This is a genomic window from Burkholderia pulmonis (assembly GCF_984667975.1).
Map to the genome: position 1 here is coordinate 2,357,881 of NZ_OZ480186.1, position 25,221 is coordinate 2,383,101.

Genomic DNA, 25,221 nt, shown 5'->3' on the forward strand with positions numbered 1-25,221 from the left:
GTCGATTTGCCTAGACTCTTATACAAGACCTCACGAAGCGGAATGTACCGCTCCCCCGCTTCGCGAACCGCATCACTACCGTCGGATTCAGCCCGTCAGGCATACATCGCATCAAGGAGCTCATCATGTCGCGTCAACAACAGGCACAGGAACTGCAGCAGCAATGGGAAACCGATCCGCGCTGGAAGGGCATCAAGCGCAGCTACCTGGCTGAGGACGTGGTCCGCCTGCGCGGCTCGATCCCGATCGAGCACACGCTGGCCAAGCGCGGCGCGGAAAAACTGTGGAGCCTCATCAACAACGAGCCGTTCGTCAACGCACTCGGCGCGCTGACCGGCAACCAGGCCATGCAGCAGGTGAAGGCCGGCCTGAAGGCCATCTACCTGTCCGGCTGGCAAGTGGCCGGCGACGCGAACGTCGCGGGCGAGATGTACCCGGACCAGTCGCTGTACCCGGCCAACTCGGTGCCGCTCGTCGTGAAGCGCATCAACAACACGCTGACGCGCGCCGACCAGATCCAGTGGTCCGAGGGCAAGAATCCGGGCGACGAAGGCTATGTCGACTTCTTCGCACCGATCGTCGCCGATGCGGAAGCCGGTTTCGGCGGCGTGCTGAACGCGTTCGAACTGATGAAGGCGATGATCGAGGCCGGCGCATCGGGTGTCCACTTCGAAGATCAGCTCGCGTCGGTCAAGAAGTGCGGCCACATGGGCGGCAAGGTGCTCGTGCCGACGCGCGAAGCCGTCGCGAAGCTGTCGGCCGCCCGTCTCGCCGCCGACGTGATGGGCACGCCGACCGTGCTGGTCGCGCGCACCGACGCGGAAGCGGCCGACCTGATCACGTCCGACGTCGACGACAACGACCAGCCGTTCCTGACCGGCGAGCGCACGGTGGAAGGCTTCTTCCGCACGAAGCCGGGCCTCGAGCAGGCGATTTCGCGCGGCCTCGCGTATGCGCCGCACGCCGACCTGATCTGGTGCGAAACGGGCAAGCCGGATCTGGAATACGCGAAGAAGTTCGCGGAAGCGATCCACAAGCAGTTCCCCGGCAAGCTGCTGTCGTACAACTGCTCGCCGTCGTTCAACTGGAAGAAGAACCTCGACGACGCGACGATCGCGAAGTTCCAGAAGGAACTCGGCGCGATGGGCTACAAGTTCCAGTTCATCACGCTGGCCGGCTTCCATGCGTTGAACTACTCGATGTTCAACCTCGCGCACGGTTACGCCCGCACGCAGATGAGCGCGTTCGTCGAATTGCAGCAGGCCGAGTTCGCGGCCGCCGACAAGGGCTTCACGGCCGTCAAGCACCAGCGCGAAGTCGGCACCGGCTACTTCGACGCGGTGACGCAGACGGTCGAGCGCGAAGCCTCGACGACCGCGCTGCACGGCTCGACCGAAGACGAACAGTTCTTCGACGGCAAGAAGGTCGCTTAATACACGCGCAAGCGCTGCGCCGATGCGCGCCCCGTCTCGCCACGGTGCGGCATCGGCCACCAGACAACAATCAGGGAGGAGACGGCAGGCGCGCGGTAACCATCGCGCGACCCGCCGCGCGGCCTGCGGGCCGCCTGCAACGATGCGCGCCGGCTTCGTCCGGCGCGCCCTTTTTCTGCGGTGCAGCCTGCCCGGCCATGACCGGCGCGGCCCTACCGATAGACGATCACCGGAATTTTCGTATGGGTCAGCACGCGCTGCGTCTCGCTGCCGATCAGCAGGCTGCCGAGCCCGCGGCGTCCGTGGGACGCCATGAAGATCACGTCGCAACCGCCGCGTTCGGCCGCCTCGATGATGCCGAGATACGGGGACGGGTGCACGCTCGTCCATGTGTCGCAGGCGACACCGGCCGCCGTCGCGGCGGCCTCCACCTCGTCGAGATGCTCGCGCGCCTCGCGCTCGCTGCGCTCGCGGAAATCGGCGGGTGGCTCGATGATCACTTCGGAAAACGGCGAGTACGGGTACTGCGGCAGACACGCGTAGGCCGTCACGCGTGCGCCGACCGCACGAGCCAGGTCGATCGCGCCGTCGATCGCCTTCTGCGACAGGTCGGAACCGTCGGTTGGAACGAGGATGTGCCGGAACATCGCGCCCTCCTTCGTCAATCGCACGCCGCGCGCCGCGGCTCCATCCAAGCCGGTCGCGACGTGCCGGGCATGCCTCTTACGATTGTAGTGTGCGAAACCACCCGATCGGGGCCTGCAGCGGGTTCGCCCTCATATCGGAAACGCGCGGGCGCGCATCGCCTACTCGCCCCAATAACCGGGCCGCTCGTACGTGTGCTTCAGGTAATCGAGAAACAGGCGCACCCGCAACGGCAAATGCCGGCGCTGCGGAAACACCGCGTGGATGCCGATCGGCGGCGCGGCGAACGCGTCGAGCACGCTGACGAGCCGGCCGGCCGCGATGTCCTCGCCGACCTCCCACCACGAGCGCCACGCGAGGCCGTAGCCCTCGAGACACCACTCGTGCAGCACTGCGCCGTCCGAGCATTCCATCGTGCCGTTCACGCGGATCGACACGACCTTGTCGTCCTCCTGGAACGCCCAACCGCGTTGCTGGTTCGCGTTCGCCGCGAGCGCGAGGCAGTTGTGCCGCGCCAGCTCCACCAGCGTGGCCGGCGTGCCGCGCCGCTCGAGATACGCGGGCGACGCGACGCACACGCGGCGGTTCTCGCCGAGCTTCAGCGACACGAGCGACGAGTCGGGCAGCTCGCCGAGCCGCACCGCACAGTCGAATCCCTCGTTGACGAGGTCGACCATCCGGTCGGACAGGTCGAGCGTGACCGACACGTCCGGGTGCCCGACGCTGAATTCGGGCACGAGCGGCGCGACGTGCCGCCGGCCGAAGCCGGCCGGCGCGGAAATCCGCAGGTGGCCGCTCGCCTTGACGCCGCCGGCGGACACGCTCGCCTCCGCGTTCTGCATGTCGTTGATGATGCGCTGGCAATCCTCGAGGAACGCCGAGCCCTCGAACGTCAGCGTCAGCTTGCGCGTCGTGCGCACCAGCAATTTGACGCCGAGCCGCTCTTCGAGCGCGTCGAGGCGGCGGCCAATGATCGCCGGCGCGACGCCTTCCGCGTGCGCGGCCGCCGACAGGCTGCCTTTCGCCGCGACCGCGGCGAACGTTTCGATCTGTTTGAACCGGTCCATGTCTCGCAAGGACGGCTCGACCGCCCTTCAAATAGCTTAAGCCGCTCAAGATTAGGTATATGAAAGTAAAAGATCAAGTGATGATTAGCGTCTTTTTTAGTACCTGCGATCACGAATAGAATCGATCCGACCTCTGAAACTGGAGTGCAAGGCTATGTCGGCCACAACGACACTCTCCTCTTCCGACGCAATCATCTTCGACGCATTCGGCACGTTGTTCGACGTGCGTGCGGTGCTGGCTGCCGCCGAGCAAATGTTTCCCGGTCACGGGGAACGGTTGTCGCAGCTGTGGCGACGCAAGCAGATCGAATACTCGCAGTTGCGCACGCTCGCCGATCCGGCCGGCGCCCGCTATCGCCCGTTCCGGGACATCACGCTCGATGCGCTGCGGTTCGCCGCGCGCCGGCTCGGGCTCGCGCTGAACAGCGCGGCCGAGAAGCGGCTGATGGACGAATACGCGTGCCTGTCCACCTATCCCGATACCGTGCCTGCGCTGCGCAAGCTGCGCGCGCTCGACCCGCGCCCGCCGCTCGGGATCCTGTCGAACGGCACCCCGCAGATGCTCGACATCGCGATCAAGAGCGCCGGCATGTCCGGGCTGTTCGATCGCGTGCTGTCGGCCGACTCCGTGCGTGCATACAAGCCGAGTCCGGCCGCCTACGCGCTCGGCACCGCCGCGTTCGGGAAAAACCCGCGCAGCATCGTGTTCGTGTCGTCGAACGCGTGGGACGTCGCCGGTGCCGTGTGGTTCGGCTACACGACGTTCTGGCTCAACCGCACGGGCGCGCCCGCCGAGGAACTCGGTGCGCCTCCCGACGGTACAGGCACCGGCATGGCCGACCTGCTCGCATTCCTCGCCACCCCGGCTCCGTCCGGCAGATCCGCAACCCGCACGCGCCCCGGCCCGGGTGCATGACGTTCGCAGCGCTGCCGCCTTCCCCCTTCACCGAAACCGCAACTGACCGACCAAGGAGATGAGACTCATGAGCACCCCGATCACGCTGCCGCAAGGCATGACGATCACCGGCGAAATCAAGCCGGATTACGAAGCGATCCTGACGCCCGCGGCACTGGAACTCGTCGCGGCGCTGCACCGCACGTTCGAACCGCGCCGCCAGGCGCTGCTCCAGGCGCGCGTCGAGCGCACGAAACGCCTCGACGCGGGCGAGCGCCCCGACTTCCTGGCCGATACGAAGGCGGTTCGCGAGGGCGACTGGAAGGTCGCGCCGCTGCCGGCCGACCTGCAATGCCGCCGTGTCGAGATCACGGGCCCCGTCGAGCGCAAGATGATCATCAACGCGCTGAACTCGGGCGCCGATTCGTACATGACGGACTTCGAGGATTCGAACGCGCCGAGCTGGACGAACCAGATCGACGGCCAGATCAACCTGAAGGACGCGGTGCGCCGCACGATTTCGCTCGAGCAGAACGGCAAGTCGTACCGGTTGAACGACAAGGTCGCGACGCTGATCGTGCGTCCGCGCGGCTGGCACCTCGACGAGAAGCATGTGACGGTCGACGGCCAGCGCGTGTCCGGCGGCATTTTCGATTTCGCGCTGTTCCTGTTCCACAACGCGAAGGAACTGATCGCGCGCGGCTCGGGCCCGTACTTCTACCTGCCGAAGATGGAAAGCCATCTCGAGGCACGCCTGTGGAACGACATCTTCGTCGCCGCGCAGGAAGTGGTCGGCGTGCCGCGCGGCACGATCCGCGCGACGGTGCTGATCGAGACGATCCTCGCCGCGTTCGAAATGGACGAGATCCTGTACGAACTGCGCGAACACAGCTCGGGCCTGAACGCCGGCCGCTGGGACTACATCTTCTCGGCGATCAAGAAGTTCAAGAACGACCGCGACTTCTGCCTGGCCGAGCGTTCGAAGATCACGATGACGGTGCCGTTCATGCGCGCCTACGCGCTGCTGCTGCTGAAGACCTGCCACAAGCGCAATGCGCCGGCGATCGGCGGGATGAGCGCACTGATCCCGATCAAGAACGATCCGGAAGCGAACGACATGGCGATGGGCGGCGTGCGTTCGGACAAGCAGCGCGACGCGACCGACGGCTACGACGGCGGCTGGGTCGCACACCCGGGCCTCGTGCCGATCGCGATGGAAGAGTTCGTCAAGGTGCTCGGCGACAAGCCGAACCAGATCGCGAAGCAGCGCGACGACGTGCAGGTCGAAGGCAAGAACCTGCTCGACTTCCAGCCGGAAGCGCCGATCACCGAAGCCGGCCTGCGCAACAACATCAACGTCGGTATTCACTACCTCGGCGCATGGCTCGACGGCAACGGCTGCGTGCCGATCCACAACCTGATGGAAGATGCGGCCACGGCCGAGATCTCCCGCTCGCAGGTGTGGCAATGGATCCGCTCGCCGAAGGGCGTGCTCGACGACGGCCGCAAGGTCACGGCCGAACTCGTGCGCGAGCTCTCGAAGGTCGAACTCGACAACGTGAAGCGGTCGGTCGGCGGCAACACGCAGCCGTACGAGCGCGCCGCGGCGATCTTCGAACAGATGTCGACGTCGGAAGGCTTCACCGAATTCCTGACGCTGCCGCTGTACGAGGAAATCTGACGAGCCGGCCCGCTGCGATCGCCGGCCGGCCACGCGCCGCCGCTGGTCGCAAGCGAAGACGGCATGAAAAAAGCGCCCCGCGGGGCGCTTTTTCCTTTTGCGGCCTATCCGGCAGAGTTGGCCGCCGGAACGCTCAGGCAGCTTCCTGCGCGCGACGGTGCTGGACCCAGTCGCCCGACGCGATGCGCGGACGCCCGGCTGCCGCGTGTGCGGCGACCGGATAATACAGGCACGCGTACTGCCGGCCGCCGAGCTCGACGGTCACCTCCTCAGGCTTGAACAGCGAGTCGACGCCCGGATAGACGCGCTCGATCTCGTCGAGCACCGGGACGAGTTGCTCGTCGACCTCGTAGACGTCGCCCCAGACCAGCGACTTCCCGGCCGGCCCGGTGATCATGCCCGGATACGTGCCGAAATCGTACAGTTCGCCCGGCAGCGCGGCGGCGCCCAGCAATGTCGGTGCGGCGATTCCGTGCCGCTCGGCCGCATGGCCGATGTCGTTGGCCTGTCCGGCCCTCAAGGTGCCGTAGACGAATACGTGGCGCATCGTGGTTCTCCTCTTCGATTCGTGTGTTGCCGTGTTCGCGTGCGATGGGTGCGCAATCGGCGCGACATTGCGCGCCCATCGATAGACCGCGATACCGGCCCGATGGTTCGAACCCGCAGGCACGCTGGCCGCGGGTCGCCGCCCCGGATTCGCCGGGGCCCATACAAAGTTCATTTGAATCCGGCATGATCGCCCGAAAAACCGCCGCATGCGCTTGCGCGGTGCCTTCTAAAATAACGGCATCGCCGCCGCGCTGCCCGAACCGTTCATGAATCCGCCCGCCCAACCCGACGTATCGAACCCGTACGACGTCATCGACATCCCGCCCGAATTCGCGCCGACCGCCGTCCATCCGATGCGCGTGCGCGCACGGCAGGTTGACGCCGGCCGCCGCATTCCGCTGCACACGCATGCGTGGGCACAGCTCGCGTATGCGTCGCGCGGCGTGCTGCGCGTCGCGACGACCGGCACGACGTGGATGGTGCCGCCGTCCCGCGCGATCTGGGTGCCGCCGCACGTGACGCACGAGGTGGCGATCGTCGAGGAGGCCTATTTGCGCACGCTGTATATCGACGAGTCGATCGTGCCGGGCGGCCTCGACGCGTGCCGTGTCGTCGAGGTGACGGGGCTGCTGCGCGAACTGATCATCGCACTCGACGCGCGCGACCTGAGCGCCACGCGCGAGCGGTTGCTGTGCGGGCTCGTGCTCGACGAGCTGAGTCACGCCGAACCATTGCCGCTCGCGGTGCCGATGCCCGACGAAAAGCGCCTGCGCATGCTGTGCGAATCGGTACTCGCGCATCCCGCACATGCGGAGTCGCTCGAACACTGGGCGAGCGAAATCGGCGCGAGCACACGCACGATCTCGCGGCTCTTCAAGCAGGAACTGGGCATGAGCTTTTCGCAGTGGCGCCAGCAGGCGCTGCTCGCGCGGGCGATTCCGCTGCTGAACCAGGGGCGCCCGCTGTCGCATATCGCGCGCGAACTCGGCTACCAGAGTCAGAGTGCGTTCTCGGCGATGTTCCGCCGCGCATTCGGCGAAAGCCCGCGCGCATTCATGCTGCGCGGCTACGAGCATCGCGGCCCGGAGGGCAGCGTCGCAGAAGGCGAAATCCCGGACGACAACGCGATCGACACGGTCCGCTGACCGCGCGATCCGGATCGCCTGGCCTTCAGACCGTCCGCACCATATGGCGGATCGAGCCGAGCTGCGCGAGCCGCGACCCGGTGACCTGGTAACCCATGCGCAGGTAAAGGTGCGCGGCAGGGTTGTCGACGAACACGCGCAACTGCAATTCGTGCAGCCCGCGTGCACGTGCCCAGCGGTGGGCCATGTCGAGCATGTAGGTACCGGCGCCCTGCCCGCGATGGCCGGCAGCGATCTGCACGTCGCGGATATGCAGCGAGTCGCCCTCCTCGGTCACGCGCAGCACGCCGATGCGCTCGCCGTCGGCTTCGAGGATGAAGTTCTCGGACTCGCGCCAGCTCGCGTAGAACAGGTCGCTGCGCCACACGAGCCCATGGCGCTTGTAGTAGCCGCCCATGTTGCCGTGCGTCAGCGCCTCGGCAAACGGGAAATCGCCGGGCTCCGCGGGCCGGAGCTGATACAGGAGTCGCAGGTCGGTCGGATCGAGCATCACGCAGGGGTCAAGAACGCATCCCGCCACGATAGCGCAGTCGCGTGCGGATGCAATCGCGAATTTCTCGTAGCGGCACGGTACTCGATGCGGCGGCGCGGGCGCGCGGAAGACGCAATCGACGACGCAAATGAAAAAGCCCGCACAAGGCGGGCTTTCTCATTTTTGGCGGAGCGGACGGGACTCGCCTACATCCTGCAGGCCGCGGCTGCGCGTGCACGCGCAGCCCTTCTCGTCCCGCCGGAAGCCGCGCAGGCGGCTTCCTCCGCTCCGCAGTCACGCGCTCGCCAGCGAGCGCAATCGACGATACAAATAGAAAAAGCCCGCACAAGGCGGGCTTTCTCATTTTTGGCGGAGCGGACGGGACTCGAACCCGCGACCCCCGGCGTGACAGGCCGGTATTCTAACCAACTGAACTACCGCTCCAGCTTTCTGCTACCACCTGCAGGATCTCGTCACGTTCCTGCACGCGTTGCGACACTTCTACGAAACGCCGCTGAATCTGGCGTCCCCTAGGGGATTCGAACCCCTGTACTCACCGTGAAAGGGTGATGTCCTAGGCCTCTAGACGAAGGGGACAACGTACTGCTTACATCTTTAATACAAAAGCCCGTTCAAAAAACGTTCTTTGAACGGGCTTCGTTCTGGCGGAGCGGACGGGGCTCGAACCCGCGACCCCCGGCGTGACAGGCCGGTATTCTAACCAACTGAACTACCGCTCCAGCTTTCTGCTACCACCTGCAGGATCTCGTCACGTTCCTGCACGCGCTGCGACACTTCTACGAAACGCCGCTGAATCTGGCGTCCCCTAGGGGATTCGAACCCCTGTACTCACCGTGAAAGGGTGATGTCCTAGGCCTCTAGACGAAGGGGACAACGTACTGCTTACACCTTTAATACAAAAGCCCGCTCAAAAACGTCTTGAACGGGCTTCGTTCTGGCGGAGCGGACGGGACTCGAACCCGCGACCCCCGGCGTGACAGGCCGGTATTCTAACCAACTGAACTACCGCTCCAGCTTTCTGCTACCACCTGCATGATCTCGTCACGTTCCTGCACGCGCTGCGACACTTCTACGAAACGCCGCTGAATCTGGCGTCCCCTAGGGGATTCGAACCCCTGTACTCACCGTGAAAGGGTGATGTCCTAGGCCTCTAGACGAAGGGGACATAATCTTTTCAGATCTGTCTGACTTTCGCTATTCACTTCTGGTCAACAGCGAAGGCCGAAATTCTAACTGCTTTGAATCGTTTTGTGAAGCATTTATTACTTACCGCAGCTTCGCAAATCAATCCAGTTTGTTCTGTTGGTGGAGGTAAGCGGGATCGAACCGCTGACCTCTTGCATGCCATGCAAGCGCTCTCCCAGCTGAGCTATACCCCCTTGCAGAACAGAAATGAGATTATATGGACCTACTTTGAACTTGTAAATACCCTTTTTGCGATTCGCGCGAAATTTTTTGCGAAGCTGCCGCGCACTCACGCGCAGACAGCTTCACCGGCGCACGACCCTCAGGCCACCGCGGCCTCGATGCGCGACACCACGACGTCGCGACCGAACAGCACGAGCACCGCGTCGATCGACGGCGTATGCGTCGTGCCCGCCACCAGCAGGCGCACCGGCATCGCGAGCTGCGGCATCTTCAGCTTGTGCGCGGCAAGCGTCGCCTTCAGCGCAGCGGACACCGCCTCCTTCGTCCAGTCGGCCGCCTTCAGCGCGGCGACGAGATCGGCCAGCGCCGGCCGCACCGCATCGGTCACGTGCTGCGCGAGCGCGTCGGCTTCCGGCGCCGGCACGCGGTAGAACATCGTCGCACCTTCCGCGATCTCCTTCACCGTCGTCGCGCGATCCTTCATCAGGCCGACCACCGCGTCGAGCGCGGGACCCGTCGCGATCGCCGCGTCGTCGATGCCGAGCGCGTCGAGGAACGGCTTCGCCAGTCCGGCCAGGCGTGCGTTGTCGGCTTCCTTGATGTAATGCGCGTTCAGCCAGCTCAGCTTGCTGTGGTCGTACTGCGCGGGCGACTTGCCGAGATGCTCGAGATCGAACCATTCGACGAACTGCTCGCGCGAGAAGATCTCGGCATCACCGTGCGACCAGCCGAGACGCGCCAGATAGTTGACGACGGCCTCGGGCAGGAAGCCGGCGTCGCGATATGCCATCACGCTCATCGCGCCATGCCGCTTGCTCATCTTCTCGCCCTGCTCGTTCAGCACGGTCGGCAGGTGCGCATAGACGGGCGATTCGCCGCCGAGCGCATTCAGGATGTTGATCTGGCGCGGCGTGTTGTTCACGTGATCGTCGCCACGGATCACGTGCGTGATGCCCATGTCCATGTCGTCCACCACCACGCAGAAGTTGTAGATCGGCGTGCCGTCCGGGCGTGCGATCACGAGGTCGTCGAGCTCCTCGTTCGAGATCTCGACACGACCCTTCACCGCGTCTTCCCACACGACCGTGCCGGTCAGCGGATTGCGGAAGCGCAGCACGGGCTTCACGCCGGCCGGCGGCTCCGGCAGCACCTTGCCGGGCTCAGGGCGCCACGTGCCGTCGTAGCGCGGCTTCAGGCCGGCTTCGCGCTGGCGTTCGCGCAGCGCGTCGAGTTCCTCGGCCGACATGTAGCACGGGTACGCGAGGCCCTTCTCGAGCATTTGCGCGATCACTTCGCGATAGCGGTCCATCCGCTGCATCTGATAGATCGGGCCTTCGTCGAAATCCAGGCCGAGCCACTGCATCCCTTCGAGGATCGCATCGACCGCTTCCTGCGACGAGCGCTCGACGTCGGTATCCTCGATGCGCAGCACGAACGCGCCCTTCATCTTGCGGGCGAACGCCCACGGATAGAGTGCGGAGCGGATGTTGCCGAGGTGGATGAAGCCGGTGGGACTCGGCGCGAAGCGGGTACGGACAGGACGGGTCATAAACGGTAACTCGAACGCCTGGGGCGCATGAATGATTCGACGCGGGACGGCGACGGCAGCCCGGACAACAACGGAGCCGGCGACGCCCGGAACGGGAAAGAAGCCGGAATTATACTCGCGCCGGACATCGCGCCAAGCGCACCGCTTGCTTTATGATGTGCGCGCCGCGGCCGCCAGCCGGCGCGGCGCCGGCCGCACGGAACCCGCCGCGCGGCCGCTCGCAACCTATCGCCGCCGCGGGCCGTGTAACCCGCCGCCAAGCCGCCGGAGAACCATTCGATGTCGTCCCCTCGCCTGTCGCGCCGCCACTTCACGATCGCGTGCGCGTCCGCCAGTCTCGCCGCCTGTACGTCATTCGGTGAAAAGTCCCGCCCCGGCACGGCACAGTCGCAAGAGAAGCCCGTGAAGATCGGCATCGCGCTCGGCGGCGGCGCCGCGCGCGGCTTCTCGCACATCGGCGTGTTGAAGGCGCTCGAGGCACGCGGCATCCCGGTCGAGATCGTCGCCGGGACGAGCGCCGGCTCGGTGGTCGGCGCGCTCTACGCGTCGGGCATGAGCGGGCTGCAGATCAACAAGATCGCGCTCGACATGGACCAGGCATCGATCAGCGACTGGGCGCTGCCGTTCCGCTCGCGCGGCCTGCTGCAAGGCGTCGCGCTGCAGAACTTCCTGAACAAGACGCTGAACAACCGGCCGATCGAAAAGATGGCGAAGCCGCTCGGCATCGTCGCGACGGATCTGCAGAGCGGCCAGCCGATCCTGTTCCAGCAGGGCAACACGGGGCTCGCCGTGCGCGCGTCGTGCAGCGTGCCGTCGGTGTTCGAGCCGGTGAAGATCGGCAATCGCGAATACGTGGACGGCGGCCTCGTGAGCCCGGTGCCCGCGTCTTACGCGCGCAAGATGGGCGCAAGCTTCGTGATCGCGGTCGACATCTCGGCGCGGCCGGACGGCGCCGCGACCAACAACCCGATCGAGATGCTGCTGCAGACCTTCACGATCATGGGCCAGACGATCAAGACCTACGAGCTCGACAAGTACGCGGACGTCGTGATTCGCCCGAATCTCGCCGCGATGGGCGGCAGCGACTTCAACCAGCGCAACGCGGCGATTCTCGCGGGCGAGGAAGCGGTCGCGCGCATCATGCCGGAACTGCAGCGCAAGCTCGCGGCAGCGCGCGGCGTGGCTGCTGCGTAAGGACGAGAGGCGGTGGCACACGCCACCGCCCTGCGACCGACGGAACGACGTCCGCAGTCGCCAACGCCGGCCCCCAAGGCCGACCCAAAAACAAAAAACCCTGCCGCCTTTCGGTGACAGGGTTTTTTTATCCGGCCTGGCCGACCGGCAAACGTCAGTTGTTGCCGTTCGCCGAATCGTCGCCGATCGTCGCGCGCACGCGCTGACGCAGGTCTTCGGGTTTCATCGGGAATTCCGATTCGATCCGGCGCGCGCCGGTGAAACGCTTTTCCCAGTAGCCGCTGTCGAGATCGTCGACGCGGACGGTGCTGCCCGTCGACGGCGAGTGCACGAACTTGTTGTCGCCGATGTAGATGCCGACGTGCGAGAACGTACGGCGCATCGTGTTGAAGAACACGAGATCGCCCGGCTTCAGGTTGCTCATGCTCACCTTCTCGCCGACGCGGCTCATCTCTTCCGCGCGACGCGGCAGCGACATGCCGAGCGTGTCCTGGAACACGTAGCGCACGAAGCCGCTGCAGTCGAGGCCCGAATCCGGCGAGTTGCCGCCCCAGCGATAACGCACGCCGATCATGTTCAGCGCGCCGACGACCACGTCGCCCGCCTTGCCTGCCATGCCTGCAAGGAACGACTTCGCACCGCCGCTCGACGGCTGCGCGCTGGTCTGCTGGAGGGAGGAACCCGACCCGATCTGAGTCGAATTGGTGACATTCTGGTTAAAACTGCTGACTTCGTCGGCGAACGCGCCGGAAGCTGCTGCGAACAGGGCGCCGATGAACAGCCCGGCGATGGTGCGCGCGCATGCCTGGGTCAGGGATCGATGCTGCATTGGTCGATGGAATGTGCTTAAAAATCAGCTGATTGGCGGAAAATTTCGGTCGATACTAGCCAGCGCGTAATCGTTTGTCAAAACAAATTAATAAATACAATCGAGATGGTCAGACCATTGGACGCGTATCACGCTTTCCAGACCGCTTTCAATAGCTTTTGTGTGTAAGGATGTGACGGGCTCGTGAAGATATCGGACACCTCGCCCGTCTCGACGACGGCGCCGTCCTGCATCACCGCGACGCGGTGCGCCATCGCGCCGATCACCTCCAGGTCGTGGCTGATGAAGACGTAGCCGAGGTTGTATTTCTGTTGCAAATTCGCGAGCAGCCTCAGCACCTGCTGCTGGATCGACACGTCGAGCGCGGACGTCGGCTCGTCGAGGATCAGGATGCGCGGCTCCAGCACCAGCGTGCGTGCGATCGCGATCCGCTGGCGCTGCCCACCCGAGAATTCGTGCGGATAGCGGTGCAGCACCGTGCGGTCGAGGCCGACTTCGCGCAGCACCGCGAGCGACTTCGCGCGCCGCGCATCGGGCGTCATGTCCGGGCGATGCAGCTCGAGCCCCTCGCCGACGATCCGCTCGATCGTGTGACGTGGTGAAAGCGAACTGAATGGATCCTGAAAGACCACCTGCATGTTCGAGCGCAGCGCGGTCTGCTCGCGGCCGCGATAGGTCGACAGCGCTCGCCCCTGGAATTCGATCTCGCCGCCGGCCGTCTTCTGCAGCCCGAGCAGCGCCATCGCGAGCGTCGACTTTCCCGACCCCGATTCGCCGACGATGCCGAGCGTCTCGCCCTGCCGCACCGATACCGACACGTCCGCGACGGCCGTCACCGGCATCGTGCCGAACCAGCCCGCGATGCCCGGCCGCTTGCGCGCAAACTGCACGCTCACATGGCGCGCGTCGAGCACGACGGGCGCGATCGGCATCACCGGCATGACCGCGCGTTGCGGCCGGCTGTTCAGGAGCCGCTGCGTATACGGATGCTCGGGTTCCGCGAAGATCCGCTCGACCGGCCCGCTCTCGACGAGCCGGCCGTGCTCCATCACCGCGACGCGCTCGGCGAAGTGCCTCACCAGGTTCAGGTCGTGCGTGATCAGCAGGATCGCCATCCCGCGCTTTTCCGCTTCCTCGCGCTGCAATTCCAGCAGCAGCTCGACGATCTGCGCGCGGATCGTCACGTCGAGTGCGGTGGTCGGCTCGTCGGCCAGCAACAGGCGCGGCCGGCACGCGAGCGCCATCGCGATCATCGCGCGCTGCCGCTGGCCGCCCGACAACTGGTGCGGGTAACTGTCGACGCGCTTTTCCGGCTCCGCGATGCCCGTGCGCGCGAGCAACGCGATCGCGCGCTTGCGCGCCTCGACGGCCGAGACGCCGTCGTGCAGCACGATCGTCTCGCCGATCTGCACGCCGATCGTATACAGCGGGTTGAGCGCGGTCATCGGCTCCTGGAAGATCATCGCGATATCCGAGCCGCGCAGCCCGCGCATCTCGCGTTCGCTCTTGCCCGCCAGATCCTGACCCGCGAAGCGGATCGCGCCGCTGACTTCGGCGTCGCGCAGCAGGCGCAGGATCGACAGCGCGGTCACGCTCTTGCCGGACCCCGACTCGCCGACGAGCGCGACACGCTCGCCGCGCCCGATGGCCAGCGTCACGTCGTCCACCGCAACCGTGTCGCCGAAGCGCACGTGCAGATGCTCGAGCGACAGCAGCGGCTCGTGCCGCGTCGATACGGTCGCCTCGCTCATCGCTGGCCTCCCGCCGCGCGCACCGAATCGGCGATCCGCGTATCGAGCGCGTTGCGCAGCGCATCGCCCATGAAGGTCAGCAGCAGCAGCGTCGCGACCAGCACGCCGAACGTCGACAGCGAGATCCACCACGCGTCGAGATTGCCCTTGCCCTGCGCGAGCAGCTCGCCGAGGCTCGGCGTCGGCGGCGGCACGCCGAGCCCGAGGAAATCGAGACTCGTCAGCGCGAGGATCGAGCCGCTCATCCGGAACGGCAGGAACGTGATCACCGGCGTGAGACTGTTCGGCAACACGTGGCGCCAGATGATCTGCCCGTTCGTGAGCCCCATCGCGCGGGCCGCGCGTACGTAGTCCTGCGTGCGGTTGCGCAGGAACTCCGCGCGCACGTAGTCGGCGAGCCCGATCCAGCCGAACAGCGACAGCAGCACGATCAGCAGCAGGAAGCTCGGCTCGAAGATCGACGCGAAGATGATCAGCAGGTACAGCTCGGGCAGCGAGCTCCAGATCTCGATCAGCCGCTGCCCGACGATGTCGATGCGTCCGCCGAAGAAGCCCTGTACCGCGCCGGCGGCAATCCCGAGCAGCGTGCCGATCACGGTCAGGATCAGCCCGAACTCGACCGACACGCGGAACCCGTACACGAGCCGCGCGAGCAGGTCGCGCCCCTGCGCGTCGGTGCCGAGCCAGTTCTCGCGCGACGGCGGCGCCGGGTTCGGCACGTTCGAGAAATAGTTCAGCGTGTCGTAGTAATAGCGGTTCGGCGGATAGACGACAAAGTTGCCGGGCGCCTCGAGCCGCTTGCGCACATACGGATCGAGATAATCGGCCGGCGTCGGGAAATCGCCGCCGAAGGCGGTCTCCGGATACGCGTGGAACAGCGGAAAGTAGTACTGGCCGTCGTAGCGCACGACGAGCGGCTTGTCGTTCGACCACAGCGGCGCCGCGAGGCTCGCGGCGAAGGCCACGACGAAGATCACGAAGCTCCAGTAGCCGAGGCGCTGCTGCCTGAAACGCTGCCACACGCGGCGCGCGGGCGACGGCGACACGCGCGCACGTGCGGCGTCGATGCGGGATGACGCGACGGCCCGGTTCATCGCGCTCCTCGCCCCATGGCGCCGCGCAGGCGGATGGATCGTTTCATGTCAGCGCTCCAGGTTGTCGAATTGAATGCGCGGATCGACCCACACATAGCAAAGATCGGAGATCAGCTTGGTCGCGAGCCCGATCAGCGTGAACAGGTACAGCGTGCCGAGCACGACCGGATAGTCGCGCCGCACGACCGACTCGTACGACAGCAGCCCGAGGCCGTCGAGCGAGAACAGCGTCTCGATCAGCAGGCTGCCGGTGAAGAACGCACCGATGAACGCGGCCGGGAAGCCGACGATCAGCGGCAGCATCGCGTTGCGGAACACGTGCTTCCACAGCACGCTGCGCTCGGAGAGCCCCTTCGCGCGCGCGGTCAGCACGTATTGCCGGCGGATCTGGTCGAGAAACGCATTCTTCGTGAGCATCGTGACGACCGCGAAGCTGCCGACGACCGATGCCGTGATCGGTAACGCGATGTGCCACAGGTAGTCGAGCACCTTGCCGACGAGCGACAGCTGCGCGAAGTTGTCCGACGTGAGGCCGCGCAGCGGAAAGAGCTGCCAGAACGAACCGCCGCCGAACAGCACGAGCAGCAGCACGCCAAGCACGAAACCGGGAATCGCATAGCCGACGAGCACGACGAGGCTCGTCGCGACGTCGAACGGCGAACCGTTTCGCACCGCCTTCGCGATGCCGAGCGGCACCGAGATCAGGTACGTGAGGAAGAACGTCCACAGCCCGATGCTGATCGACACGGGCAGCTTCTGCACGATCAGCGACCACACGCTCTGGTGGCGGAAATAGCTGTCGCCGAGATCGAAGCGCGCGAAGCGCTTCAGCATCAGCCAGTAGCGTTCGAGCGGCGGCTTGTCGAAGCCGTACAGCGCCTTGAGCTGCGCGAGCTGCTGCGCGTCGACGCCGGTGTGCGCCCGCATGCCGAACGGCACCGCGCCCTGCTCCGTCGCGCCCTTGCGCAACTCCTGCACGGCCTGCTCGACCGGGCCGCCCGGCACGAACTGGATCACCGCGAACGTGAGCGTCAGCACGCCGATGAGCGTCGGGATCATCAGCAGCAGGCGTTTGAGGATATAGCTCCACATAGGGCGTCGACTCGTGATCTGTGGCGGGTTGGACGAAAGGCCGGCGTCGGTCAGTGATCGGGCTTCGCCCACCAGGTCGACACGACCCAGCCCTCGGCCGAATAGTACAGCGGCAGCGTTTGCGGATAAGCCAGCGTGCGCTTGTAGGCAACCCGGTGCGTCGTGCTGTACCACTGCGGGACCGCGTAGTAGCCGTGCATCAGCACGCGGTCGAGCGCATGCGTCGCGTCGAGCAGGTCGTCGCGCGTCTGCGCGGTGCCGAGCGCGTGCAGCAGCGCGTCGACGGCCGGCGATTTCAGCCCGATGAAGTTGTCGGAGCCCGGCTCGTCCGCGAACTTGCTCGCGTAACGCGAATATTGCTCGGCACCCGGCACCTGCACGCCCGGTAGGCGGATCGTCGTCATGTCGTAGTCGAACGCATCGAGACGCTTCTGCAGCAGCGCGAAATCGGCCGTACGAAAGCGCACGTCGATGCCGAGCTTCGCCAGGTTGCGCTGGTAGGCGGCCACGATGCCCTCCATCGACGCGCCGGAATCGTCGAGGATTTCGAACGTGAACGGCTCGCCCTTCGCATTGCGCAGCGCGCCGTCGCGATAGGTCCATCCGGCCTGCGCGAGCAGTGCGCGTGCCTTCAGCAGGTTCGCGCGCAGCGAGCCCGGCGGGTTCGTGTCCGGCTGCGTGACCATCGGGCCGAACACGGCCGGATCGAGCTGCGCACGCAGCGGCTCCAGCAGCTTCAGTTCGCCCGCGCCCGGCGTGCCGGTCGCCTGCAGGTCGGTGTCGGCGAAATAGCTGTCCATGCGCGTATAGGCGCCATAGAACAACTGGCGGTTCAGCCATTCGAAGTCGAACGCGAGGTCGAGCGCCTGGCGCACACGTACGTCGCGAAACAGCGGCCGGCGCAGGTTCATGAAGAAGCCCTGCATGCCGGCGCCGTTGTGCTGGCGGAATTCGCGCTTGACGAGCTCGCCGCTGTCGAAGCGCTTGCCGACGTCGCGCCGTGCCCAGTTGCGCGCGATGTACTCGACGAGCACGTCGTATTCGCCGGCCTTGAACGCCTCGAGCCGCGCGACGCCGTCACCGTACAGCTTGTAGACGATCCGCTCGAAGTTGTTGGTGCCCACCCGCACCGGCAGATCGGCTCCCCAGTACGCGGGATTGCGCCGGTAGGTGATCGTGCGGCCGTTGTCGTAGCGCTCGATCAGGTACGGGCCGCTGCCGATCGGCTGCTCGAACGCGAGCTGGTCGAACGGGATGCGCGAGCCGTCCGCACGCAAGCCCCACTTGCGCGAGAACACGGGCACGCCGCCGGCGATCAGCGGCAACTCGCGATTCGCACTGCGGAATTCGAAGCGCACGGTGGCCGGATCGACGACCACGGCTTTCTCGATGTCCGCGAAATACGCGCCGAACTGCGGTGCGGCCAGCTTGCTCTTCAACGTATCGAACGAGAACTTGACGTCGTCGGCCGTGACGCGATCGCCGTTCGAGAAGCGCGCGCGCGGGTTCAGGTGGAACGTGACCGAACGGCGGTCTGGCGCGACGTCGATGTCGTCGGCCAGCAGCCCGTAGGCGGACGCCGGTTCGTCGGAGCTGCCGGTCGCGAGGCTCTCGAACAGCATGTCGATGCCCGGCGCGGGATTGCCGCGCATCGTGTACGGATTGAACTTGTCGAACGACGTCAGCCGGTTCGGGTTCGCGAGCACGAGCGTGCCGCCCTTCGGCGCGTCGGGGTTGACGTAGTCGAAATGCTTGAAGCCCGGCGGATACTTCGGCTCGCCGTACTGCGCGATGGCGTAGGCTGCGTGTGCGGCCGGCGCGGCCAGCGCCGCGTGCAGCGCGAACACGGCGGCCACGCGGCCGGCGGCCCGGACGGCACGCAACGCGCCGAAACAGGCCCGCGCGGCGACGGCGCGGGGCGAACCCTTCGTCATAGAGGCCCTGTCGGTCGAATGAGGGTAGTAACGTGGGACGATTCTACCCATTCAACCCGTCGAGCCAAAAGAAAACCGCCACACGGGCGGTTTCCTGTTTACCGGCAGACGGCGCGCGCGCATCACGCGTGCGCGACCGGTCGATCAATGCCAGCCGTTGTGGCGGCCGTGATCCCAGTGGCCACGATCGCCGCCCCAGCCGCGGCCATGATGGCGATACCACTCGTCGCGGCCCCAGTAGCGGCGGCCGTCCCAGTAACGATCGCCGTGCCAGCCGATCACGATGGCCGGCGCATACGCCGGTGCATACACGGGCGCCGGCTGATAGACGACCGGCGGCGGAGGCGGCGGCGCATACACGGGCGCGGGCGCGACGTAGACCGGAGCCGGTACGCCGAGATTGATCCCGACATTGACACCCGCCATTGCTGCGCCCGACACGAGCAAGGCCGTCATACCGGTCAAGAGCGAGGCAACACGCAAGGTCTTCATGGATTCCTCTTTTGGGGTTGTTTGATGTGTGATTCGACTATAACGGCAAGCGCGGTCCCAGCATATTTCAAGTTTGTAAGAACTGATGCGCCGCATCGCAACGGGACGCACGCGCTAACGTCTTGTAACAATCGACGCCTGCCGGGCCCGGTGCTGCCCCCTCCGGCCGCCGATACCTGACCGCCTCGCCCGGGCAGGCCCATCGCGCCCACCCCGCCGGCCGCCCTACGCGGCGCGGCGCTGACAAAAACAAAAAAGGCGGCACTTGCGTGCCGCCTTTTTAATCCAGGCGCAAGGATATCGAATCCGGCGCCGCGATGCCGCTCAGCGCGACATCATGTTCATGCTGACGTTGTGCATCACCCACAACGTGCCGACGATCAGGATCGCCGCGGTCAGCACCGTGTAGCTGAACGCCATCACGTTCCAGCGCTGGCCCGACGAGCCGTTCATGTGCAGGAAGTACACGAGGTGCACGACGATCTGCACGAATGCGAGTACAGCCAGCGCGATCAGCGACGCATGCGGCGACAGCACGCCGCCCATCACGAGGCCGAACGACGCGGCCGTGAGCAGCACCGACAGGATGAAACCGGCGACGTAGCCGCCGGCACTGCCGTGCCCTTCTTCGAGTTGAGACGAATGCGAATGGGCCATTTAGATCACGCTCGCGAGATAGACAAAGGAAAACACGCAGATCCACACGATGTCGAGGAAGTGCCAGAACAGGCTCAGGCACGTCAGGCGTCGCAGGTCGCGATCGGTCAGGTCGCCGCCGCGGAACACGATCTGCCCGGCGAGCACGATCATCCACAGCAGGCCGGCCGTCACGTGCAGCCCGTGCGTGCCGACCAGCGTGAAGAACGCCGACAGGAACGCACTGCGCTGCGGGCCGGCGCCTTCCGCGATCAGGTGCGAGAACTCGCGCAGTTCCATCGCGAGGAACGCCGCGCCGAGCACGAACGTCACCGCGAGCCACGCGAGCAGCGCGCCGCGCCGCTGCTTGTACGCCGCGAGCATCGCGAAACCGTACGTGATGCTCGACAGCAGCAGCGCGGCGGTTTCCACCGCGACGCCCTGAATGTCGAACAGGTCTTTCGCGGTCTGCCCGCCCGCGTACTGTTGGCCGAGCACCGCGAACGTCGCGAACAGCGCCGCGAAGATCACGCAGTCGGTCATCAGGTACAGCCAGAAACCGAACACCGAATGCGACGGCGGATGGTCGTCGTGCTCGAGCAAGGTTGCGCTCAAGGTTTTCTGCAACATCAGTTGGCCTCCAGTTCCACGTCGTCGACGCGCGCGGCCACGCGCTGCGTCGGCTGCTTGTCTTCGATCTTCCGCACCGTCGACGCGGGGATGTAATAGCCGTCGTTGTCACGCGAGCTGTAGATCACGAGCGTCGCGATGATTCCGACGAGCCCGCCGATCGCCATCCACCAGATGTGCCACACCAGCGCGAAGCCGAGCACCAGGCTGAACACAGCGATCACCAGGCCCGCGCAGGTATTCGACGGCATGTGAATGTCGCGAATCGTTGCCGGGTTCGGCCGGCCTTCGCCGCGCGCCTTCATGTCCGTGTACGCGTCGAGCGTGCGCACGTGCGGGATCACCGCGAAGTTGTAGTCGGCCGGCGGCGACGACGTCGCCCACTCCAGCGTACGGCCGCCCCACGGGTCGCCCGTCGTGTCGCGATACTCGGGCAGGTGGCGGTTGCGGATGCTGACCACCAGCTGCAGCAGCTGGCATGCAATGCCGATCGCGATCAGCACGGCGCCGAACGCGGCGACCAGCAGCCACGGATGCCAGGCCGGGTTGTCGTAGTGGTTCAGGCGGCGCGTCATGCCCATGAAGCCGAGCACGTAGAGCGGCCCGAACGCCACGTAGAAGCCGATCTGCCAGAACCAGAACGCAGCCTTGCCGAGCTTCTCGTTCAGCTTGAAGCCGAATGCCTTCGGGAACCAGTAGTTGAAGCCCGCGAGATAGCCGAACAACACGCCGCCGATGATCACGTTGTGGAAGTGCGCGATCAGGAACAGGCTGTTGTGCAGCACGAAGTCCGCGCCCGGAATCGCCATCATCACGCCGGTCATGCCGCCGATCGTGAACGTGACCATGAAGCCGATCGTCCACAGCACCGGCGTCGTGAATTCGATCCGGCCGCGGTACATCGTGAACAGCCAGTTGAACACCTTCACGCCGGTCGGGATCGCGATGATCATCGTCATGATCCCGAAGAACGCGTTCACGTTCGCACCGGAGCCCATCGTGAAGAAGTGATGCAGCCACACGAGGAACGACAGCACCATGATCGCGCAGGTCGCGTACACCATCGTCTTGTAGCCGAACAGCGGCTTCTTCGCGAACGTCGCGATGACTTCCGAGAAGATCCCGAACGCCGGCAGGATCAGGATGTACACCTCCGGATGGCCCCACGCCCAGATCAGGTTCAGGTACAGCATCGCGTTGCCGCCGGCTTCGTTCGTGAAGAAGTGCATGCCGAGGTAACGGTCCAGGCCGAGCAGCGCCAGCGTCACGGTCAGGATCGGGAACGCCGCCATGATCAGCACGTTCGTGCAGAGCGCCGTCCACGTGAACACCGGCATCTTCATCAGCGTCATGCCGGGCGCGCGCATCTTGATGATCGTCACGAAGAAGTTCACACCGGTCAGCAGCGTGCCGATGCCCGAGATCTGCAGCGCCCACAGGTAGTAGTCGACCCCTACCCCCGGACTGAACTGCAGCTCCGACAGCGGCGGGTACGCGAGCCAGCCCGTCTGCGCGAATTCGCCGATCACGAGCGACAGGTTGATCAGGATCGCGCTGACCGCCGTCATCCAGAACGACAGCGAGTTGATGAACGGGAACGCGACGTCGCGCGCGCCGATCTGCAGCGGCACGACCAGGTTCATCAGGCCGACCATGAACACCATCGCCATGAAGAAGATCATGATCACGCCGTGTGCCGTGAAGACCTGGTCATAGTGGTGCGGCGGCAGATAGCCGGGCCCGTTGTACGCGAGCGCGAGCTGCATGCGCATCATGATCGCGTCGGCGAAGCCGCGCAGCAGCATGATCAGCGCGACGATGATGTACATCACGCCGAGTCTCTTGTGGTCGACCGTGGTCAGCCATTCCGTCCACAGCCATTTCCACCGGCCGGTGATCGTCAGCGCGGCGAGAATGCCCAGCACGACCAGCCCCATGAAGGCGCCTGCCCCCATGATGATGGGCTGATCGAACGGGATCGCCGAGAGTGTGAGTTTGCCGAACATGCGTTACCCCTTCGTGCCGCAGGCGGCGTCCTTCAGATCGAGGACGTGGCCATCGTTGTATTTCGCGATGATGTTGTGGAAGAGTCGCGGGTCGACCGACGAGAAGTAGCGCACCGGCGCCTTCTCGCTCGGCTGCGCGACGGTGCCGTACACGGTCGCGTCGAGCCGGTCCGGCGAGGCCTTCACCTTCTGCACCCACGCATCGAACTGCTCGCGCGGCTCGGCGAGCGTGCGGAATTTCATGTCGGAGAAGCCGCGGCCGCTGAAGTTGGCGGACGTACCCGCGTAGTCGCCGGCTTCGTCGGCGATCAGGTGCAGGCGCGTCTGCATGCCGGCCATCGCATAGACCTGGCCGCCGAGTTGCGGGATGAAGAACGAGTTCATCACCGAATCCGACGTGATGCGGAAGTTCACCGGCGTGCCCACCGGAATCGCGAGCTGGTTCACCGACGCGATGCCGAGTTCCGGATAGATGAACAGCCACTTCCAGTCGAGCGCGACCACTTCGACGTCGATCGGCTTCACCGCCGACTCGAGCGGCTTGTACGGATCGAGCTCGTGCGTGGTCTTCCACGTGAGCACGCCGAGGAACAGGATGATCAGCGTCGGCACCGTCCAGATCACGACTTCGATCGCGGTCGAGTGCGACCAGTCCGGCGCGTAGGTGGCGTTGCGGTTCGATGCGCGGTAACGCCATGCGAACCATAGCGTCAGCAGGATCACCGGCACGACGACGATCAGCATCGCCCAGGTGGACGTCGCGATCAGCGCCTTTTCGGCCGCGCCGACGCTTCCTTTCGGATTTAGTACATCTAAATTACAACCTGACAGGCTCAATGCCGCGCCGATTGACATCAGCGCCGACCAGCCTCTTGAAGCTCTTCTTTTCATCTCACAGCCCGAGGGTCATTGAATCCGTTTGCGTATGCCCGATGCGCATTCGATCCACGAAAGTGGCCGCATCATACGTCTCGCGAGTGAGATGAAAAACCGGTGGATGCGGCAAATCATCATTGCAAAATCTGCCGTGAGACACATTGTCGCGGGGCAATTTCACGCAGCCGGAAGCAGGCCCGGCATTGCCCCGTGCCAGACCTCGATCGATGCGTGCGCAACGGGCCGCATCGACGTGCGATGCAGCCCGCTCACGCGATGCGGCGTGCCGCGATCAGTCGCGCGTCGATGCCATGTACGACGGCAGCGCCTGCCCGGGGCCATCCCCTGCCGGCACCTTCGATTGGCTCGCTTCCGCGATCAGCCTGCCGACGGTCGGATCGATCGCGTCGGTGAACGGCTTCGGATAGACACCGATTCCCAGCACGATCAGCGCGAGCGACGCGAACATCACGATCTCGCGACGGTTCAGGTCGGCGAGCCTTGCGATCTGCTGGCTCACGACCTTGCCGAACACGACGCGCTTGAGCATCCACAGCGTGTATGACGCGCTGAGGATCAGCGTGAGCGCCGCGATCGCGCCGATCCAGAAGTTGAAGCGGATCGCGCCCATGATGACCATGAACTCGCCGACGAAACCCGACGTGCCCGGCAGGCCGACGTTGGCCATCGCGAACAGCACCGTGAACATCGCGAAGCGCGGCATGACACCCGCCACGCCGCCGTATGCACCGATCTCGCGCTGCTTCGTGCGATCCACGAGCACGTTCACGCACAGCAGCATCGCGCCTGCAACGAAGCCGTACGACACGAGATGCACGATCGCGCCTTCGACGCCGATCCGGTTGAACAGGAACAGCCCGAGCGTGACGATGCCCATGTGCGCGACCGTCGAATACGCGAGCAGCTTGCCCAGATCGGTCTGCGCGAGCGCGATCAGGCTCGCGTACACGATCGCGAACAGCGACAGCGCGATCACGGCCGGCGCGAAGAAGTGGCTCGCATCGGGCGTGACCGGCAACGCGAAACGCAGGAACCCGTAGCCGCCGAGCTTGAGCATCGCGAGCATCAGCGCGGCGCCCGTCGGGCCGTCCGTATAGACGTCGCTCAGCCACGTATGGACCGGCCACATCGGCACCTTGACCGCGAACGCGGCGAAGAAGCCGAGGAACACCAGCAACTGCGGCGCGAAGCCGAGCTGCAGCGTGCGCCACACGGCCATGTCGAACGTATGCGACTGCGCGTACAGGTACAGCATCGCCATCAGCAGCATCAGCGAGCCGGAGAACGAGATGAAGAAGAACTTCACCGCGGCATACACGCGACGCTCGCGCCCCCACGTACCGATCAGCAGGTACAGCGGGATCAGCGTCGCCTCGAAGAAGATGAAGAACAGCAGCCCGTCCTGCGCAACGAACACGCCGACCATCAGCCCCGACAGGATCAGGAACGACGCGTAGTACTGCGCGACGCGCACCGTGACCGCCTCCCATGACGCCACTACCACCACCAGGGTCGTGAACGCGGTCAGCACGACGAGCCACAGCGACGCGCCGTCGATGCCGACCCGCCATCCGGAGTTGAATGCCGCCAGCCAGTTGCGGGTTTCCACGAACTGCATCGCAGCCGAATGCGTATCGAAACCGGTAATCAGCGGAATCACGGCCGCCAGCCCCGCGATCGCACCGACGAGCGCGATCAGCCGTGTTCGGCGCGGATGTTGGTCGGAACCGGCGCGCAGCAGGCACACGCCAAACAGGATCGGAACCCAGATGGCCAGGCTCAGAAAGGGGAAGTCATGCATGTCAACAAGGCCTTGAGGAAGTCGCGCACTGCATCGGGGA

The 25,221-nt window shown here is 65.3% G+C and carries 21 protein-coding genes and 7 tRNA genes; 5 read left to right on the top strand and 23 right to left on the bottom strand.

Annotated elements, in window-relative coordinates:
• Positions 1-125: 125 nt before the first annotated feature.
• Positions 126-1,433, top strand: coding sequence for an isocitrate lyase (gene aceA / locus AC5LXK_RS10890; protein WP_493388843.1), 1,308 nt, complete (start codon positions 126-128; stop codon positions 1,431-1,433).
• A 212-nt stretch (positions 1,434-1,645) separates the two neighbouring features.
• Here the strand turns inward: aceA and AC5LXK_RS10895 are convergent, their stop codons facing one another.
• Positions 1,646-2,080: a universal stress protein gene (locus AC5LXK_RS10895; protein WP_493388844.1), complete on the bottom strand. Its 435-nt coding sequence runs from the start codon at positions 2,078-2,080 to the stop codon at positions 1,646-1,648.
• A gap of 159 nt (positions 2,081-2,239) precedes the next feature.
• Complete coding sequence (locus tag AC5LXK_RS10900; protein ID WP_493388845.1) at positions 2,240-3,145, bottom strand: LysR family transcriptional regulator; 906 nt, start codon at positions 3,143-3,145, stop codon at positions 2,240-2,242.
• A gap of 154 nt (positions 3,146-3,299) precedes the next feature.
• Between AC5LXK_RS10900 and AC5LXK_RS10905 the strand changes: the two genes are divergently transcribed.
• Together AC5LXK_RS10905 and aceB are read left to right on the top strand one after the other, a co-directional pair.
• The gene (locus AC5LXK_RS10905; protein WP_493388846.1) at positions 3,300-4,061 is read left to right on the top strand and encodes a haloacid dehalogenase type II; all 762 of its coding nucleotides are present in this window, start codon (positions 3,300-3,302) and stop codon (positions 4,059-4,061) included.
• Between the two features lie 67 nt (positions 4,062-4,128).
• Positions 4,129-5,721, top strand: a complete 1,593-nt coding sequence (aceB, locus tag AC5LXK_RS10910; RefSeq protein ID WP_493388847.1) for a malate synthase A — start codon at positions 4,129-4,131, stop codon at positions 5,719-5,721.
• Positions 5,722-5,854: 133 nt separating this feature from the next.
• Here aceB and AC5LXK_RS10915 read toward each other — a convergent pair whose 3' ends face one another.
• Positions 5,855-6,268: a gamma-glutamylcyclotransferase family protein gene (locus AC5LXK_RS10915; protein ID WP_493388848.1), complete on the bottom strand. Its 414-nt coding sequence runs from the start codon at positions 6,266-6,268 to the stop codon at positions 5,855-5,857.
• 268 nt (positions 6,269-6,536) lie between these two features.
• On the opposite strand from AC5LXK_RS10915, the gene AC5LXK_RS10920 reads away from it, so the two are divergent.
• A complete protein-coding gene (locus AC5LXK_RS10920) occupies positions 6,537-7,415 on the top strand; it encodes an AraC family transcriptional regulator (protein WP_493388849.1) in 879 nt (292 codons plus the stop codon).
• Between the two features lie 25 nt (positions 7,416-7,440).
• On the opposite strand, the gene AC5LXK_RS10925 is transcribed toward AC5LXK_RS10920, so the two are convergent.
• From AC5LXK_RS10925 to gltX, 9 genes are all read right to left on the bottom strand, one after another.
• Positions 7,441-7,905 carry a GNAT family N-acetyltransferase gene (locus AC5LXK_RS10925; RefSeq protein WP_493388850.1) on the bottom strand — a complete coding sequence of 155 codons (465 nt, stop codon included), beginning with the start codon at positions 7,903-7,905 and terminating at the stop codon, positions 7,441-7,443.
• Between the two features lie 349 nt (positions 7,906-8,254).
• A tRNA-Asp gene (locus tag AC5LXK_RS10930) sits at positions 8,255-8,331 on the bottom strand.
• A gap of 77 nt (positions 8,332-8,408) precedes the next feature.
• A tRNA-Glu gene (locus AC5LXK_RS10935) sits at positions 8,409-8,484 on the bottom strand.
• A gap of 66 nt (positions 8,485-8,550) precedes the next feature.
• A tRNA-Asp gene (locus AC5LXK_RS10940) sits at positions 8,551-8,627 on the bottom strand.
• Positions 8,628-8,704: 77 nt separating this feature from the next.
• Positions 8,705-8,780: transfer RNA gene (locus tag AC5LXK_RS10945), tRNA-Glu, on the bottom strand.
• Positions 8,781-8,843: 63 nt separating this feature from the next.
• Positions 8,844-8,920 (bottom strand) — tRNA-Asp (locus AC5LXK_RS10950).
• 77 nt (positions 8,921-8,997) lie between these two features.
• Positions 8,998-9,073 (bottom strand) — tRNA-Glu (locus AC5LXK_RS10955).
• A gap of 138 nt (positions 9,074-9,211) precedes the next feature.
• A tRNA-Ala gene (locus AC5LXK_RS10960) sits at positions 9,212-9,287 on the bottom strand.
• Positions 9,288-9,415: 128 nt separating this feature from the next.
• Positions 9,416-10,825, bottom strand: coding sequence for a glutamate--tRNA ligase (gltX, locus tag AC5LXK_RS10965; protein ID WP_493388851.1), 1,410 nt, complete (start codon positions 10,823-10,825; stop codon positions 9,416-9,418).
• Positions 10,826-11,104: 279 nt separating this feature from the next.
• Here gltX and AC5LXK_RS10970 point away from each other — a divergent pair, with 279 nt between their 5' ends.
• A complete protein-coding gene (locus AC5LXK_RS10970; RefSeq protein ID WP_493388852.1) occupies positions 11,105-12,019 on the top strand; it encodes a patatin-like phospholipase family protein in 915 nt (304 codons plus the stop codon).
• 154 nt (positions 12,020-12,173) lie between these two features.
• Here the strand turns inward: AC5LXK_RS10970 and AC5LXK_RS10975 are convergent, their stop codons facing one another.
• From AC5LXK_RS10975 to AC5LXK_RS11025, 11 genes are all read right to left on the bottom strand, one after another.
• Positions 12,174-12,848: a C40 family peptidase gene (locus AC5LXK_RS10975; RefSeq protein ID WP_493388853.1), complete on the bottom strand. Its 675-nt coding sequence runs from the start codon at positions 12,846-12,848 to the stop codon at positions 12,174-12,176.
• Between the two features lie 128 nt (positions 12,849-12,976).
• Positions 12,977-14,599, bottom strand: a complete 1,623-nt coding sequence (locus AC5LXK_RS10980) for an ABC transporter ATP-binding protein (protein WP_493388854.1) — start codon at positions 14,597-14,599, stop codon at positions 12,977-12,979.
• A complete protein-coding gene (locus AC5LXK_RS10985; protein WP_493388855.1) occupies positions 14,596-15,693 on the bottom strand; it encodes an ABC transporter permease in 1,098 nt (365 codons plus the stop codon). Before AC5LXK_RS10985 ends, AC5LXK_RS10980 begins: the two co-directional genes overlap by 4 nt.
• 48 nt (positions 15,694-15,741) lie before the next feature.
• Positions 15,742-16,785 carry a microcin C ABC transporter permease YejB gene (locus tag AC5LXK_RS10990; protein ID WP_493388856.1) on the bottom strand — a complete coding sequence of 348 codons (1,044 nt, stop codon included), beginning with the start codon at positions 16,783-16,785 and terminating at the stop codon, positions 15,742-15,744.
• 50 nt (positions 16,786-16,835) lie between these two features.
• Entirely contained in the window at positions 16,836-18,719 is a 1,884-nt protein-coding gene (locus AC5LXK_RS10995; RefSeq protein ID WP_493388857.1) for an extracellular solute-binding protein, read from the bottom strand.
• Positions 18,720-18,863: 144 nt separating this feature from the next.
• Positions 18,864-19,211 (bottom strand): hypothetical protein, encoded by a 348-nt coding sequence (locus AC5LXK_RS11000; RefSeq protein WP_493388858.1) that lies wholly within the window; start codon positions 19,209-19,211, stop codon positions 18,864-18,866.
• Positions 19,212-19,535: 324 nt separating this feature from the next.
• Entirely contained in the window at positions 19,536-19,868 is a 333-nt protein-coding gene (gene cyoD, locus AC5LXK_RS11005) for a cytochrome o ubiquinol oxidase subunit IV (RefSeq protein WP_493388859.1), read from the bottom strand.
• On the bottom strand, positions 19,869-20,477 hold the full coding sequence (gene cyoC, locus AC5LXK_RS11010) for a cytochrome o ubiquinol oxidase subunit III (protein ID WP_493388860.1): 609 nt from the start codon (positions 20,475-20,477) through the stop codon (positions 19,869-19,871).
• Positions 20,477-22,483, bottom strand: a complete 2,007-nt coding sequence (gene cyoB, locus AC5LXK_RS11015; protein ID WP_493388861.1) for a cytochrome o ubiquinol oxidase subunit I — start codon at positions 22,481-22,483, stop codon at positions 20,477-20,479. Before cyoB ends, cyoC begins: the two co-directional genes overlap by 1 nt.
• A 3-nt stretch (positions 22,484-22,486) precedes the next feature.
• Positions 22,487-23,374, bottom strand: coding sequence for a ubiquinol oxidase subunit II (gene cyoA, locus AC5LXK_RS11020; RefSeq protein ID WP_493388862.1), 888 nt, complete (start codon positions 23,372-23,374; stop codon positions 22,487-22,489).
• A gap of 277 nt (positions 23,375-23,651) precedes the next feature.
• Positions 23,652-25,181: a complex I subunit 4 family protein gene (locus tag AC5LXK_RS11025; protein ID WP_493388863.1), complete on the bottom strand. Its 1,530-nt coding sequence runs from the start codon at positions 25,179-25,181 to the stop codon at positions 23,652-23,654.
• Positions 25,182-25,221: the final 40 nt, after the last annotated feature.